Origin of the sequence: Haemophilus influenzae (assembly GCF_900475755.1) — a bacterium.
In the GTDB taxonomy this organism is placed as follows: domain Bacteria; phylum Pseudomonadota; class Gammaproteobacteria; order Enterobacterales; family Pasteurellaceae; genus Haemophilus; species Haemophilus influenzae_D.
The window spans coordinates 1,085,313-1,101,346 of the sequence record NZ_LS483411.1 but is presented as its reverse complement, the minus strand read 5'-3'; the positions used below and the strand labels follow the sequence as shown (position 1 = coordinate 1,101,346).

General features: G+C 38.3%; 12 protein-coding genes and 7 pseudogenes. 3 read left to right on the top strand and 16 right to left on the bottom strand.

Annotated features, from left to right (window positions below; all coding sequences use genetic code 11):
- The first annotated feature begins 49 nt into the window (after positions 1-49).
- Entirely contained in the window at positions 50-1,423 is a 1,374-nt protein-coding gene (locus DQN24_RS05465) for a sodium-dependent transporter (RefSeq protein WP_041175354.1), read from the top strand.
- Positions 1,424-1,806: 383 nt separating this feature from the next.
- On the opposite strand, the pseudogene DQN24_RS09100 reads toward DQN24_RS05465, so the two are convergent.
- The 13 genes and pseudogenes from DQN24_RS09100 to DQN24_RS05405 form a co-directional block, all read right to left on the bottom strand.
- A pseudogene (locus DQN24_RS09100) lies at positions 1,807-2,820 on the bottom strand (phage tail tape measure protein).
- 278 nt (positions 2,821-3,098) lie between these two features.
- The gene (locus tag DQN24_RS09095) at positions 3,099-3,494 is read right to left on the bottom strand and encodes a hypothetical protein (RefSeq protein WP_227894314.1); all 396 of its coding nucleotides are present in this window, start codon (positions 3,492-3,494) and stop codon (positions 3,099-3,101) included.
- Between the two features lie 91 nt (positions 3,495-3,585).
- A pseudogene (locus DQN24_RS05455) lies at positions 3,586-4,006 on the bottom strand (phage virion morphogenesis protein).
- A gap of 83 nt (positions 4,007-4,089) precedes the next feature.
- Positions 4,090-4,302 (bottom strand): annotated as a pseudogene (locus DQN24_RS08990) (TraR/DksA C4-type zinc finger protein); the annotation flags it as partial.
- Positions 4,299-4,562 carry an Rz1-like lysis system protein LysC gene (lysC, locus tag DQN24_RS05445; protein ID WP_041175355.1) on the bottom strand — a complete coding sequence of 88 codons (264 nt, stop codon included), beginning with the start codon at positions 4,560-4,562 and terminating at the stop codon, positions 4,299-4,301. The gene lysC and the pseudogene DQN24_RS08990, both read right to left, overlap by 4 nt.
- Positions 4,477-4,822 (bottom strand): annotated as a pseudogene (locus DQN24_RS05440) (chemotaxis protein). Before DQN24_RS05440 ends, lysC begins: the two are co-directional and overlap by 86 nt.
- Positions 4,807-5,325 carry a lysozyme gene (locus DQN24_RS05435; RefSeq protein WP_111695498.1) on the bottom strand — a complete coding sequence of 173 codons (519 nt, stop codon included), beginning with the start codon at positions 5,323-5,325 and terminating at the stop codon, positions 4,807-4,809. Before DQN24_RS05435 ends, DQN24_RS05440 begins: the two are co-directional and overlap by 16 nt.
- Positions 5,318-5,539, bottom strand: a complete 222-nt coding sequence (locus DQN24_RS05430; RefSeq protein WP_048949896.1) for a phage holin — start codon at positions 5,537-5,539, stop codon at positions 5,318-5,320. The genes DQN24_RS05435 and DQN24_RS05430 overlap by 8 nt, the downstream gene beginning before the upstream one ends.
- 1 nt (position 5,540) lies before the next feature.
- Positions 5,541-5,750 (bottom strand): tail protein X, encoded by a 210-nt coding sequence (locus DQN24_RS05425; RefSeq protein ID WP_042603529.1) that lies wholly within the window; start codon positions 5,748-5,750, stop codon positions 5,541-5,543.
- On the bottom strand, positions 5,750-6,256 hold the full coding sequence (locus tag DQN24_RS05420; RefSeq protein WP_111695497.1) for a head completion/stabilization protein: 507 nt from the start codon (positions 6,254-6,256) through the stop codon (positions 5,750-5,752). Before DQN24_RS05420 ends, DQN24_RS05425 begins: the two co-directional genes overlap by 1 nt.
- 292 nt (positions 6,257-6,548) lie before the next feature.
- Positions 6,549-6,686, bottom strand: a pseudogene (locus DQN24_RS09230) (terminase); the annotation flags it as partial.
- Positions 6,685-6,867, bottom strand: a pseudogene (locus DQN24_RS05410) (P2 family phage major capsid protein); the annotation flags it as partial. The pseudogenes DQN24_RS05410 and DQN24_RS09230, both read right to left, overlap by 2 nt.
- Before the next feature lie 21 nt (positions 6,868-6,888).
- A complete protein-coding gene (locus DQN24_RS05405; RefSeq protein WP_111695496.1) occupies positions 6,889-7,695 on the bottom strand; it encodes a GPO family capsid scaffolding protein in 807 nt (268 codons plus the stop codon).
- 168 nt (positions 7,696-7,863) lie between these two features.
- Between DQN24_RS05405 and DQN24_RS05400 the strand changes: the two are divergent.
- Together DQN24_RS05400 and DQN24_RS05395 are read left to right on the top strand one after the other, a co-directional pair.
- A pseudogene (locus DQN24_RS05400) lies at positions 7,864-9,645 on the top strand (terminase large subunit domain-containing protein).
- A gap of 9 nt (positions 9,646-9,654) precedes the next feature.
- The gene (locus DQN24_RS05395; RefSeq protein WP_021035396.1) at positions 9,655-10,665 is read left to right on the top strand and encodes a phage portal protein; all 1,011 of its coding nucleotides are present in this window, start codon (positions 9,655-9,657) and stop codon (positions 10,663-10,665) included.
- Positions 10,666-11,314: 649 nt separating this feature from the next.
- Here the strand turns inward: DQN24_RS05395 and metE are convergent.
- The 3 genes from metE to lptF form a co-directional block, all read right to left on the bottom strand.
- A complete protein-coding gene (gene metE, locus DQN24_RS05390) occupies positions 11,315-13,585 on the bottom strand; it encodes a 5-methyltetrahydropteroyltriglutamate--homocysteine S-methyltransferase (RefSeq protein ID WP_021035397.1) in 2,271 nt (756 codons plus the stop codon).
- A 193-nt stretch (positions 13,586-13,778) separates the two neighbouring features.
- Positions 13,779-14,855, bottom strand: a complete 1,077-nt coding sequence (gene lptG / locus DQN24_RS05385) for an LPS export ABC transporter permease LptG (RefSeq protein WP_021035398.1) — start codon at positions 14,853-14,855, stop codon at positions 13,779-13,781.
- Positions 14,852-15,955, bottom strand: coding sequence for an LPS export ABC transporter permease LptF (lptF, locus tag DQN24_RS05380; protein ID WP_005664886.1), 1,104 nt, complete (start codon positions 15,953-15,955; stop codon positions 14,852-14,854). Before lptF ends, lptG begins: the two co-directional genes overlap by 4 nt.
- Positions 15,956-16,034: the final 79 nt, after the last annotated feature.

The window sequence follows — 16,034 nt, the reverse complement described above, 5'->3', positions numbered from 1 at the left end:
AAAACAGCCTAATTATTTACCGCACTTTTTATTAAAAATAGGATAAAAAATGACAACAAATAATAAACAGCGACAAACTTGGTCGAGCCGCCTAACTTATGTTATGACGGTCGCAGGTGCAACTGTCGGTTTCGGTGCAACTTGGCGTTTCCCTTATCTCGTGGGGGAAAATGGTGGCGGTGCCTACGTTCTACTTTTCTGCATCGCAATGATTGTAATCGGTATCCCAATGATTTTAGTTGAAAACGTGATAGGTCGCCGCTTACGTGTAAATTCTATTGATGCCTTCGGCGATAAAATTCTCGACAAAGGAAAAGGCATTTCTAAATATTGGAAAATATTAGGTTATATGGGCTTACTCGGTGCATTTGGCATTATGGCGTATTATATGGTGCTTGGTGGTTGGGTTATTTCTTATATCATCAGCCTAATTAACGGTACATTGGACATTTCAAGCCCCATCACAAAAGACATTGCCAAAAATTTCTACGATCTTCATATCGGCAACAGCCCTTATGAAATTATGTTCTACACATTCTTATTTGTTGTCGTGAATTACATTATCTTGGCAAAGGGTATCATTGGTGGGATTGAACGTTCGGTAAAATATTTAATGCCACTGCTATTTATCTTCTTAATTGGAATGGTTATTCGCAACGTAACATTATCGGGCGCAATGGAAGGCATTACATTCTATTTAAAACCTGATTTCAGCAAAATTACCCCACAATTATTTATCTTCGTTTTAGGTCAAGTATTCTTCGCATTAAGCCTTGGTTTTGGCGTATTAATTACCCTTTCCAGTTACCTCAATAAAGAAGAAAACTTAATCCACACCGCCGTAATCACAGGTTTTACCAACACAATTATTGCTGTACTTGCTGGCTTTATGATTTTCCCATCACTTTTCACTTTTGGGATTGAACCAAACGCAGGGCCAACTTTAGTATTCCAAAGTTTACCTATCGTATTTTCTCACTTATGGGCAGGTAAATTCTTTGCGATTATCTTCTTCGGCTTATTATTAATTGCCGCACTAACGACTTCCATCACAATTTATGAAGTAATCATCACGGCATTGCAAGAAAAACTCAGAATGCGTCGTGGTAAAGCCATTATTTTTACGCTTGGAGGGATCTTTCTATTAGGCAATATTCCAGCAATTTTAGGGGATAATCTATGGAAAAGCGTAACCATCTTCGGCAAAAGCATTTTTGATTTCTATGATTACGCCAGTGGAAATATTCTCTTTATGCTGACCGCACTTGGCTGTGCTATTTTCGTTGGTTTTGTATTAAAAGATGAAGCCAAAAAAGAACTTTCTTCAACAAAATATTCAACTTTTATCAAAATTTGGTTTAACTACGTGAAATTTGTTGTCCCCGTGATCATCTTAGTGATTTTTATTAGCAATCTGTTCTAAAAAAGAAAAAACCGAGTAAATGCTCGGTTTTATTTTTTAAAATTTCTACAAAATATTATTAGTTTTAAGCTAATTCCTTGTCTTTCTTTTATTAGCTTTTTTAACCGCACTTTATGCTTGTTTTAGCTTGGTTATTGATATAACAACATATAATCCAATGTAGGTTGGTCGTAAGCCCACGCATTTAACTATCCCTAGTGGACTGATAGCCAGTGCAATTAATTTTAGCGGAGAAAGTAATCCTCTTAATATTAGCCGCCCTGCAGATGATAAATGTCCTGAAAATTTAGGAAGAATTACGTTTAATTTGGATAAGCCTAAAAATAGCCGTGCGGCGGGGTAAAGTATAAAACTTAAAGCAAGGCTTAATGCACCTAATAGGCTTAAACTTCCCCAACTGCAGCTGCTGTTTTTGCTATAGTAGAGGTTAATTTAGGATGTTTATCAATCCACGTCTGGATTTTATCAAGCAAATAGCCAACTCCGTCCATTAAGCTAGTCATCGTATCTTTTAAACTGGCTCCTACAGAACTATTTACATTGAATAAACGATTTTTAAATAATTGCCATTTTGCTGATAAAGTAGTCATTCGGGTTTGAAATTCCCTAGCCATACTATTTTTAGCTTCTTCACTATTTGCCAGTTCAATTTGTCTGCGCCATTCTTCGGTATTGGCAACAAGCCCTGCTAATTGGGTATTATAATTTCCGCCTGCAATATCGCTAATTACGCCAGCCTATAAATGTTTAGGCAATTTTTTTATTTTTTCAACAATCATCATTAATGTGCCTTGAGCATCTTTTACCATTGCTTTTTGAATCGCTTTTGGATCTAAACCTAACGCTTTTAGTCCGTTATTAACGGGTTTTATTCTAGTGGCTTTACTTAGACGGTTGAACGTACTTTCGATTGCTTTGGCTGATGTACTGGCTTCGTTTCCTGCCGTTAATAAAGTTGAACCAAGTGCAGCAAGATTCTTTTCACTAATTTTGACTAAATTACCAATTCCTGATGTGTTATTTAGAAAATTAATAATATCTGTCCCCTTTGAAATGGCATTATCATCTAAATAGTTAATAGTATCGGCTAGCTCTTTGGCATCTTTGGTGGTTAATTTAAAGTTTTTCTGTACTTTACCAAATAACTCTACTAATTCATCGGGGTTTTCTGCATCAAATGCTGTCGCCATTTGGGTATTTAAGCGAATAAAATCTTCCAATTCATTTTCCTGAATATCCATTCTCGCTGCAGCAGTAACCATGTCACCAATTTGATTTGTGGTAAGAGGTAATTCAGTTGAAAGCTGTTTAATCTTATTTTTCCATTCATCGTATTTAGGAGTAAATTGCCCAAATTTGTCTTTTAGCCCTGGAACTTGGCGAGCGACCCCCGCCATAACATCTTCAAACGACATAAAATCTCGAATGGAATTGACAATTGGTGCAGTGATCGTTGTACCCGCAGCAGAGGCTTGAGCGCCAATAATTTGTGCTTTTCCACTAATACTTTTGAGAGTTTCAACTTGCCCACGATATTGATTATAAGCAGCCTGCTTAGCGTTGAGTTTCTTCAATGCGGCTTCTTGATTTTTAATTTGATCCGTTACGCTTTTGGTATTTTTCTGCAGTTCTCTTTGCTTTTGCGCGAGTTTTTCTGCAGAAATGCCTGATTTTGCTAATTCTTGGCGTGCTTGCTGTAATTTATTTGCTGCATCAATTTGTTCTTGCTTGAGTTTTTTACCGCACTTTTCGCTTTCTCTACTTCCTTTTGAAGTCCTGCAGTAGGATGTTGAGCATTCTTCATATATTGAGCATAAGACGCTGCTTTTTGTTTGGCTTGCTCTAATTCTTGATTTAGTGAATCTAATTTTGATTTCAATGGGTTGATAGCAGAAGCATATTGTTTCATTGCAGCTTGATGCTGTTTATTTTGCTGATTTAGTTGTCGCTGAATCGATTTGCTTTCTTTTAGTTTTGCCGATAGCTCATTAACGCTTTTAGATGCACTGCGAACTGGAGCAGAAATTTTATCAATGGCATTTAATAAAACGGTAAGTTGTAAATTATTCATTTTTATTCACTTTTCTATTAACAAGATTAATTATTTAGCTCAATAATCGAGCAAGCAAAAGGGGGAAATATGATTGCGATACTTTCATTATTTATTCTGTCTGTTGGCTTACTTGGGCTTGCAATTGATTTTGGTGTAATTGCACTTTGAAATCTTTATATTTAGATGGGCTAGCGCTTAAACCGTATTGATGCACTGTAGCAATGGCGGCACTTGAGCCATTAAAACCCACTGAAACTTCGTTACCATTTGACCGCACTTTTAAATGTCGGGCGGTGCGAAGTTTAGCGAACATGGCTTTGCGTTTGATTCGCCCTTTTTTTTCTAAATTCTTTACGTGGTTTTCTCGGTTCAAAGGCAGAACCATCGGGGTTTTGTTGGCGTGCAATTCGGTTCGATTGTCTTTTTCGTAAGGCTTGCCCGATTTTTCGCCCAAGTTGTCTACGTGCCTGCAGAGAAAGATTGGCAATAAGTGCGGTCAATTTTGCCTGAACTTCTTCTACTGTTGCCATTAGACTATATCCCCCTCAAAAATTGGCGAATCCCAGTTTTCCAAGTAGACTTTTACTCGGGGTGGTTCATCCCATACTGGTTCTTTTGCGTAATGAATTTGTACGTTATTACCCTCTTTTTTAGAAACCACGCAACGTGTTACGCCCTGAATCATTTGTCTGCGTTTTTCTGGGATGGGTGCATCGCAATCTTCACAATAAAGGCGACTTACTGCTTTAAAAGTGCGGTGTTTTTTCAGGGCGATTTCGCGTTGCATTTCTTCAAGCTGTTGTGCTCGGTCGAATTGATCTGTCATGGCTGTTCCTTTTTATTAAATTCATCCATGCATTTTTTTAAACTTGAGTTCTCGATAATGCACAAATCAAGGTGGTGCAGTGTCCGTAAATAGGCTTCGGCTAATTCGCCATTGGTGCGGATTTGTGGCGAATAGGCACTGCACTCTGTGGTTTGCGGACAAAGAATCGGCGACTTAATGATTTCCTGCTGAGTTGAGCAGGCGTTTAACATCATCAGGCAAAGGGCTATCAGCCCAATCTTGATTTGATTTAAGTACATTTTTTAAATCCTGTGTTTGTTGATTTTGCTTTGAGGTTGTTTACGGCTTGAATAAGTTGTGCTTGCTGTTCGGCAAAATTTTGAACACTATGATTTAACTCAATGTAAGCGTTTTGCCATTTCAGTTTTAGCTGTTCTTCTTTGAGCATTTCTTTTCGCCAATAATTAGCCTCAAATCCCAGAAACATAATCAAGAGTACAAGTAGTATTGGCCCGATAAGTAAAATGCTTCTTTCTTTGGCAGTTAAGAAATTAAACATAGGTTTTTCTCCTTTTGTCGGCGTTCGATTAAGCCTTTTAGCACTTTTCCTGCGGCATAAATCCAACGCTCAAACTGACCGCACATGGCTTTGCTGTAGCCTTGGCGTGCCATTTTAAAAAGTGAGCTATTTTTTAATTTGCCACATCCTACGTTAAAGGTAATGGACACTAAGGCATCAAATGCACCTTGTGGCATAGTTTGCCCGTTGGCGTATTGATTAACGCATTTTTCTGATTGTTTAATGCCTTTTACGTATAATTCGGCAATTTCTTGTAAGCTGTAAATTTTATTGCGGTCAATTTTTTCAACAGCATCAGTTATGCCTATGCCGACTGTTAAAACATCGGCAGGGCATTGATAGGGCTTTTTCATGCAACCTTCTGCATTGCCAATCAGTAACAAGCCTTTTTCTGATGTTCGAATTTCATTCCCATGAGTGGCAATCACCAGTCCAACAACGGCGGATATGGCGCAGATGTATTTAGCAGAACGTTTAATCATGATGATGGATCCGTTGTTTAAGTTCTTTTTCTTTTAATTCAAAATCTTTTTTCTTGTAATACCAATTCACAAGAAAGGTGGCGACACCAATCACAATACCTGTAATCGATGCGACATCAGCCCAATTTACATTTGAGAACATATCGGCAATGCGTCCAATTAAGAAAGCGAATATTCCTGATGTGTAAGACGCTCTTGATGGTGTGTCGTGCATATCAGCTCCAAAGTTGAATCGTGTCATTTGCTACACTGATTTTTGCTATATCGGCATCTGGCAATATGACTGGGGTACCAATGGGAATAATGGGCTTATCCATTAAATGCGGATTGAGTTCGCATGTTATTTCGAGCAAGCCTTCACTTCGTCCAAAATGTCGATAAAGGATGGCATCTAAATTGTCATTTTGTTGTGCGTAAACTTGCATTAGATTAACTCCGCATCGACGCGTTTTCTGCCCAATATGTCGCTAATCGCAAAGCGAGCATCACGGCGTAATTCATCAATGCTGTCTTTGAGTTGTGCCATTTTCTTTTCGCCATCGTTAGTGCTGTCATAGCTTGCATAGCGTTCATAAAGGTTTGCCAGTGCCAAGCAACTTACCGCACGTTTATAGCGATAACCCAGTACGCTTTCGCCATTGATTGATGGGGCAGTGATCTGTTCTAAACTGTCGTGTTTACTTTGTGTTTTAAACATAGAGAGTTCTGCATTGACGCTTGCCATTCCTTCAATTAAGGCATCTTGTAAGCGTTGTGTGGTAATAGTGCCGTCTGCACGGTATTGATTACGAAATTGAGCAAGTGACATATCGGGGAAGAAACCATCATTACTGATAATGTCATCTGACGTATCGTAATCATTTAACTGTTGCTGTACTTCGCCCATTTCATAATCAGGGGCAAGTTTGACTGATATTGCGCCGTCGCTCATTGATTTACCCTTATAAAAAAGTCGGGTGAGGATTAAATTAAGCACGGCCAATAAATCCGTCAGAATTTGACCGCACTTTTAATCCGCCCGACGGCTGCGTGGTTTGCTCGGTTTATATTCTTTCTTGCTTGTGCAAGAAAGAACCAAAGAACACACCCCGATTAAATCGCTTTTCTGCCCTTTGTTGTCATTTTCTTAACGGAAAATTTTTAACTCGCTACGCTCAAACAAGAAAAATTTTCCTAAAAATGCCAAGTCGGTCAGGCGATTTAGACGGGGCATTAAAACAACATCAACATTCAGTCGTTGATAATTGTTTTTTTAGTTTCTTGATGTCGCCTTTTACGCCAATTTTTTGATCTAAACCCAAAGCACGTTCTAAATATGCCAGTGCTTGTTCAGGGTGCTTTTCAACCAATAACAAGCCCAATTACTACATTGATGCGTTTCAAGAAATCAGAACTTTCAAGCACGGCATTTTCTAATTTTTGTTGGATAGTTGGCTCAACGGTAAATTGACCGCCATTTGCAACGAATGCCACATCTTCGCCGTTATCTGCTGCAACACCAGCTACATAAGTATTAAATTTTTGTTGGGTAAATTTATTCATTTGGTTTTTTCCTAAGATAAATTAAAAGAAGCGGCCGTCAGTTTCAGGTTGTTCACCGTAAACTAAAGGGCGAGGATTTTCGGGTTCAACCGGCTTTTTGAGTTCTGCAAAGGTTGCTTGGATTTCCTCATTACCTGCTTTCATTTCTTCGATTTCGGCTTGTTGTTTGGCTAAATCGTCAGAAAGTGCGGTTAATTTTTCCAAGGTTTCTTTGGTTTGCTCGGCTAAAAGCTCAATGGCTTGTGTTTGATCAGAAAAGCGTTCATCGTCTGATTTTTCTTTTTTCGCAAACAAGCCTTTGATTTTTTCAAAGATGCTTTGTGTTTCTTCCACAAATTCCAATTCAGTTTCAATAGCGGCAGTGAAAAGGTTATCTGTTTTTAGCTTGCGAGCATTTAAACCATTGTGTGAGAAACTTAACATTTCTGTGCCTAAGCTTGCTGGATTATCCGTAACGGCTAAACCGACCAAATAGGCTTTGCCCGTGTCGGCAAAATTGGGGTCGATTTCAACGGAGGTGTAAACTTTTTGCCCTTCTTTATTTAATGCAATAAGTGCATCAGTTGGCTGTAATTGAGCTAAAAGTTGTAATTTGCCGTCTTCACGTTCTTCTGCTTTCACGGCTAATACATCACCAAAGCAATGAGAATTTGCTAGTTCTGGCATGTATAAAGAGAATTTGATGTGGTCGAGATTGATACGTGCACCATAGGTGTTTTTTGGATCGTAACTTTCGGCCATTTCTTCAATCCAGTTGCGTTGAATTGTGCGGCCGTCAGTTGTTGCCCCTTCAGTTGCAACAATGACCCATTTAGATTTTTTTGCCATTGGTTATCCTTGCGATGGTTGGTTTGATTCAAAGATTGCCATTATTCTGAAAGGTTTAATTTTGGTGGTCTATGAGTTGCTTTTGTTGTATGCCGATTCACAGAGCAAGCGGAAAGACTAACATTCGCCCCCTTTCTATTATGCGGTTGTAAATAGAAAGGATTAGGAATGGACGAACAAGTTATTAATCAACCTTCCCCCGAAGTAACGGCGGAAATCAAACGTAAAGCACAGCAGGTGTATTTCAGTGGCTATAAAATCGCTGAAATATCTCGTCAGCTTGATATTCCTGCATCAACGATTGCCAGTTGGAAAGACAGAGAAAAGTGGGACGATATTGCGCCTGTCGGTCGGGTGGAATTGGCACTTGAGACAAGATTAAATTTGCTGATTGCGAAAGAAGAAAAGAGCAGTTCAGATTACAAAGAAATTGATTTGCTTGGTCGCCAAATGGAACGGATGGCGAGTGTAAAAAAATATTCTTTTGGCGATGGCAACGAAGTAGATTTAAACCCGAAACTGGCGAACCGCAACAAGGGTGATCGCAAGAAAACCGAACCCAATGCCATTGATCAGGAACAAGAGGAATTGCTGATTAATGGCTTTCTTGATGGGATGTTTAATTATCAGCGAATTTGGCACAAGGCGAAAGAACATCGAATCAGAAATATTTTAAAAAGCCGACAAATCGGTGCGACTTACTATTTTGCCCATGAAGCCTTTATTGACGCCTTGACGACGGGACACAATCAAATCTTTTTGTCTGCCAGTAAAAAACAAGCCTTACAGTTTCGATCGTACATTGTGAATTACGCCAAGCAGACGGCAGATGTAGATTTAAAAGGCGAAACCATCAAAATGCCAAATGGGGCAGAATTGATTTTCCTTGGGACGAACTCCGCTACAGCTCAATCCTACCACGGCAATTTATATTTTGATGAAGTGTTTTGAGTGCCTAAATTTGATGTGATGCGAAAAGTGGCATCAGGTATGGCGGCGCAAAAAATGTATCGCCAAACCTATTTTTCAACGCCGACCACGATTGCACATCCTGCTTATGCGTTTTTCTCTGGAAAAGCATTTAATAAAAATCGGGCTAAGGCGGACAAAGTTGAAATTGACATTTCGCACGAGAATTTAAAAAGCGGAAAACTTTGTGCCGACCGTCAATGGAAGCAGATTGTGAGTATTTATGATGCAATGGAAGGTGGGTGCAATCTATTCAACATTGATGACCTAATCGCAGAAAACAGCAAAGAAGAATTTGAACAGTTGTTTTTGTGTCAATTTGCCGATGATAATAGTTCTGCTTTCAAGTTTTCCGATTTGCAACTCTGCCAGGTGGATAGCTTGGAAGAATGGCACGATTACAAGCCATTTTATCAACGCCCATTCGGCAATCGTGAAGTGTGGTTAGGTTATGACCCTGCTTTTACTGGCGACCGTGCAGCCTTAGTGATTGTTGTACCGCCGAAAGTGGAAGGGGGCGATTATCGCGTTTTACATAAACAAACTTTTCACGGTATGGATTACGAAACACAAGCAAGCCGCATTAAGCAGTTTTGTGATGATTACAATGTGACTCGTATCGTGATTGATAAAACGGGGATGGGGTCGGGCGTTTATCAGGAAGTGAGAAAATTTTATCCAATGGCGCAAGGCCTAGAGTATAACGCCGATCTAAAAAATGAAATGGTATTAAAAACACAAAACTTAATTCAAAAACGTCGCCTGAAATTTGATAGTGGAGACAATGACATCGTGAGTAGTTTTATGACGGTGAAAAAACGCATTACTGGCACAGGGAAAATTACTTATGTTTCGGATCGTTCGGAAGATGCAAGCCATGGCGATTTATCATGGGCGATTATGAACTGCATTTTAAATGTGCCTTATGGTTTCGGCGGCGATGTATCAAGCAACAAATCAACAATATTTACTTTTGAATAGGATAATCCAATGAGCAAAAACACAAAAAAATCCACCGCACTTTCTACTGGAAATCAAGCACAGGCGTTCAGCTTTGGAGAGCCTATTCCAGTGATTGACCGTGCAGAAATACTGAATTATTTCGAAAGCGTGGTGATGTATGAAAAATATTACAATCCGCCAATTAATTTAAGTTACTTGGCTAAAGCCTTAAATGCCTCAGCCCATCATAACAGTGCGATCACTGTGAAGAAAAACATTTTACTTTCGACGTGTAAAACCACCGCACTTTTACCTCGTACCCAATTAGAAAAACTGGTGCAAGATTACTTGGTCTTTGGCAATGCTTATATTGAAAAAACTGTAAATTCGTTTGGTAAGGTTGTCTCGTTAAAATCCCCTCTTGCTAAATATATGCGTGTCGGTGTTGAAACAGGCGTGTTTTATCAGATTGTGAATGGATTTGATGAATATGAATTTAAAAAAGGTGCTGTCTTTAACTTGATTAATCCCGATGTGAATCAAAAGATTTATGGCGTGCCAGAATATTTGGCAGCGTTACAATCTGCTTTTTTAAATGAAAGTGCCACATTGTTCCGCCGTAAATATTATTTGAACGGTGCGCATGCTGGGTCAATCATTTATATGACTGACCCAACACAGAACCAAGACGATATTGAAGCAATCAAAACGCAAATCAGACAAACAAAAGGCACTGGCAACTTTAAAAATTTATTTGTGTATATTCCAAATGGAAAGAAAGATGGAATGCAAGTTATTCCTCTGTCTGATGCTATTGCTAAAGATGATTTCCTAAACATTAAGAACGCAAGCCGTGATGATGTGTTAGCTGCGCACCGTGTGCCACCGCAATTAATGGGCATTGTGCCTAATAATACAGGCGGTTTTGGTGATGTAGAAAAAGCAACGCGAGTATTCTTTATCAATGAGATAATCCCATTGCAAGAACGATTGAAAGAGATTAATAGTTGGGTGGGGGAAGAAGTGATCACATTCTCCGATTACAAATTGCTAAATTAGATCCTTTCAAAAATAAACAGCCCGCAGAAATGCGGGTTTTTTATTGCTAAAAGAGCTATTTTTGTCCTGTATAGTATTAGCACTGCCTCAGTGTATTATATCAAATCAATCAATATGACAAATCTTAAATCCTTATTTCAGCCCGATTTTTCGCCCAATTGTACGCATAAAAAATCGCAGTCAAACCTCGCCACGCTCGCACACTAAAGATGTCGATTTCAACGCAATTTTAGATCTTTTCCTAACCCTTTTCAGATCTACCGCCATTCAGATCTTTATTATCAAATTCTTTAACGCAAAATTACTCAAGTAAATGCAAGTTTTGATGATACAATCGCCGTCCCTAAAAGACAAAATATCATCTGAATTAGCGTCTTGTTTTTATGGTAGTAAGCGTAGTAGTAAAGCTTATTGACTTGTAAAATATCTTTATTAAAAACAAGTTGATATATATCTAGATCAGTTTCCCCCAGCTCCACCAAAAACTAAAATCATACATCACTATAAGACATTAAAAAGCCTTGATTTTACTAAAATCAAGGCTTTTTTATTATATTCAACGTTTATTTATCTATAAGAAAAACCGAATCCCATAGAGATTCGGCTTTAATTATATTGTGTTTGAAAATTATACTTTCTGTATTATGACTTACGCTAATTCCGCACGTAATTTTTTGGTTACATCCACCATCACTTTTAATTGATCGATGGTTTCTGTCCAACCACGTGTTTTTAAACCGCAGTCTGGGTTTACCCATAAGCGTTCTTTTGGAATGACATTTAATGCTTTGCGTAATAAATGTTCCACTTCCGTTGCTGTTGGTACACGTGGGCTGTGAATATCATACACACCTGGACCGATGTCATTCGGGTAGTTAAATTTCACGAAGGCATCTAATAATTCCATATCTGAACGTGAAGTTTCGATGGTAATCACATCCGCATCTAATGCAGCAATCGCTGGTAAGATGTCGTTAAATTCGGAATAACACATATGAGTGTGAATTTGCGTATCATCTTGCACGCCCATTGAGCTTAAGCGGAACGCTTGGCCAGCCCATTGCAAATACGCATCCCAATCTGCACGTTTAAGTGGTAAACCTTCACGAATTGCTGGCTCATCGATTTGAATGACTTTAATGCCTGCTGCTTCTAAATCTAACACTTCATCAGATAACGCTACGCCGATTTGTTTACATACGGTTGAACGTGGAATATCGTTACGCACAAATGACCATTGTAAAATAGTTACAGGACCAGTAAGCATTCCTTTCATTACACGGTTTGTGAGGCTTTGTGCATATTGTGACCAGCGTACTGTCATTGGCTCAGGGCGGGTAACATCACCGTAAATTACTGGTGGTTTTACACAACGTGAACCGTAGCTTTGTACCCAACCAAATTTAGTGAAGGCAAAACCATCTAATAATTCCCCAAAGTATTCCACCATGTCGTTACGTTCTGCTTCGCCGTGAACTAACACATCTAAATCTAATTCTTCTTGGCGACGCACTACATATTCGATCTCTTTTTTCATTGCCGCTTCGTAATCTGCAAGGGATAATTCACCTTTTTTAAAGCTCGCACGGGCGTGACGAATTTCAGTCGTTTGCGGGAATGAACCAATGTTTGTGGTTGGTAGAAGCGGTAAATTTAACCATGCATTTTGCTTAACAATACGTTCTGCAAATGGCGATTTACGTTGATCCGCACCTTTTGGCAAGTTTGCTAATCGTTCTGCCACTTCAGGGCGATGAATTTCTTTTGATGTTGCGCGTGCATCTGTTGCCGCTTGGCTTGCATCTAATGCCGCTTGTACAGACGCTCTACCATGATTTAAGGCTTGTTTTAATACATTTAATTCTTCTACTTTTTGTAGCGTGAAAGATAACCAGCTATAAAGTGCGGTATTTTTTTCTTTTAATTGTACTTCCACTTCTAAATCAAATGGGGTGTGCAATAGTGAACAGCTTGGTGCAATCCATAAACGCTCGCCTAATTTTGCTTTTAATGGCTCTAATACATCTAACACTTTGTTTAAGTTTACACGCCAGATATTACGGCCTTCAATCACGCCAGCTGATAATACTTTGCTGTAATCTTCAAATGCTGCAAGTTGTTCTGGTGCACGAACTAAATCTAAATGCAAGCCCGCAACAGGTAAAGCTTTTAATAACTCAGCGTGTTCTGCGACGGAACCAAAATAAGTAGCTAATAATAATTTCGCGTTCACTTTGCTTAATTCAGCGTAAACAGATTTATAGGCTTCAACCCATTCTGCTGGTAAATCTAATGCTAATGCAGGTTCATCAATTTGAATCCACTCTGCCCCTTCAGCCACTAATGCGTTTAAGATTTCAACATAAACAGGCACTAATTGATTTAATAAATCGAAACGGTTAAATGTTTCGCCTTTTTCTTTACCTAACCATAAGAATGTTAATGGACCAACAATCACTGGTTTGAAGTTTAAGCCTAACGCTTTTGCTTCACGGATTTGATTTACATAATGTGCTGGATTAGCTTTGAATTGTGTATTTTTATGAAATTCAGGCACGAGATAGTGATAGTTTGTATCAAACCATTTGGTCATTTCAATTGCAAATTGATCTTTGTTACCACGTGCAAGTTGGAAATATTGATCAAGGGTTAAATTTTGGCTATCAAAACCAAAACGAGCAGGAATTGCCCCTGTTGCCACTTGTAAATCTAAAATATGATCGTAGAACGTGAAATCGCCCACTGCAACGAAATCTGCATTCGCCGCAGCTTGATGTTTCCAGTTTTTTTCACGCAATGCTTTCGCTAAATCTAATAAATCTTGTTCAGATAATTCTTTACGCCAATAACGTTCTTGTGCAAATTTTAATTCACGTTTTGCCCCTACACGAGGAAAGCCTAAGATGTGTGCTGTTGTCATAATAACTCCCACTTTAAAGTAATTTTCTTAATCATTTAGACGGCTAAACGTCTATACCAATATAGAATGCTTGATCTTTATTTATTATGCAAACTTATTATTTTCAGGATTTGCATTAAATAAATTCATAATTAAACATTCCCCTATTTATTAAATAACAATGAATCAATTCAACTAATTTATCCCCTTAAAGCTAATCTCGCTTATGACTTAACAACCACCAAATCATCACAATGAAAAGCAAACTCGGGATCAATGCGCCAAAAATAGCAGAAATACCGTAAACTACGCTCATTTGTCCTAAAATTTCATTAACAACATAAAATAAGAATCCTACACAAATCCCAGTAACTATCCTTGCGCCTGCTGTCACGCTGCGTAGCGATCCAAAGATAAAAGATAAGGCTAATAACATCATTATGCCAACGGATATAGGCTGGAAAATTTTACGCCAAAACGTGAGTTCAAAACGACTCACATCTTGCCCTGTTTCACGCAGAAATGAAATGTAATGATATAAACCAGAGATAGATAATGATGTCGGGCGCAAAGAAACCGCACCTAATTTATCTGGCGTTAAACTAGTTTCCCAAGTTTCTAATAAATGATTCGTTGTAATGATTTCATCTTTTGTAATCGTTGAATGATTAACTTGATGCAATGTCCATTTAGCTTCATCTTCAGAATAACTCGCTTGGTTTGAATGTTTTAATTCTGTTAAATTATGCTGTTGATCAAAGGTATAAATATAAATATCGTCTAATTTTGCATCATCCGTTACCCGCCTAACAAATACAAAATTATTACCATCTTTCGCCCACACGCCATTTTTTATTGAAAGTATAGAACCACCAGAAAGAGCCTTAGCGCGCATATCTCGTGCAAATTGTTCTGTTTGTGGAATTCCCCACTCCCCAATAATCATTGTAAATACTACTAATGGTAATGCAGTTTTCATCACGGCCATTCCAATTTTAAAGCGAGAAAATCCTGCTGATTGCATAACAACAAGTTCGCTTCTGCTAGCAAGATTACCTAGTGCAATTAATGCACCAAGCAATGCTGCCATAGGAAAGAAAGTTTCAATATCTTTAGGCATAGTTAAACCAGTAAAAATTACCGCTTGCCAAATATCATAAGTGCCTTTACCTACACTACGAAATTGTTCGACAAATTTAATAATCGCCGATAACCCCACTAAAGTCATTAAAGTAGCAAAAATCGCGCCAAGAATACTTTTTCCAATATAACGATCAAGGGTATTTATCATTTTGCCGATCCTTTCTGACTAAATAAATAGCGAAATTTATACATTATTTTACTGTCCCAGCTATTCAACACCACCGCAAGTAAGAAAAATCCGATATTAACAAGCGGCATTAAGAGTTCAGCCTCTAATTTTCCCGCTGCACCTGCAGATTTAAAAGAGCTTTGTAACAAGAAATAAATTAAATAGAGTAAAAGTGCGGGTAAAATTTTGGCAAATCTACCTTGTCGAGGATTTACGCGACTTAATGGTACAGCAATCAATGCCATTAATGGCACTGCCAAAATTAAGGTAATACGCCAATGCAATTCAGCTTTCGCAGAAGAAGAATCTAAATCGATAAGTTGAGATAATGTTAATTCTGCTGCTTCATCATTGGTATTTTCTGCTGCTTGATAACCTAAATAGGCGCGATATTCATCAAAATGTGTAATGCGAAAATCTGGCAAAACAGAGGTTCCTTCAACCCTTTTTGTATTTTTCAAATTTAATACTTGATCACCATTTGGTAACGCAATTAATTCCCCTTTTTCAGCCGTTACCACTGAAGGTTTTGTTTGTTTTTGAGGTGTCATTTGAAATAAATAAACATTGCGGATTTGGTTATCTTTAATCTTATCAATAAATAACACAACGTTATTGTTGTTGGTAGAAATAAACTGACCTGAAGACAGCACGCCAACGGTTGGATTAGCCTTTGCATCTTCCACTATATTCACTTGTTTTTGAATTGCCCAAGGCGAAAGCCATAATGCGTTATAAGCGGCAATACCTGCTGTTAATAAAGACATAATCAATGCCACTTTAACCAAAATCCGTTGCCCTACACCACATGCGCGCATCACTGTGATTTCACTTTCAGCGTAAAGACGACCAAAAGTCAGTAAAATTGCAATAAATAAACATAGTGGCAACATCAACTGAGCCATTGTCGGCATTCCTAAGCCTAATAAAGAGAAAACCAAATCAGCTGGCACATTCCCATTTGCCGCCGCACCTAATACACGTACAAACTGCTGACTAAAAAAAATTAATAGCAAAATTAGTAAAATTGCGATTTGGCTTTTGAAAACTTCTTTTATTAAATATCGAATTAAAATCATCTTATTTCGTTTGTTTTTCTAAATCTAAAACGGAGGAAAACTGGATAAAATCGGTCGCGTATGATAACTTATTTTCGCT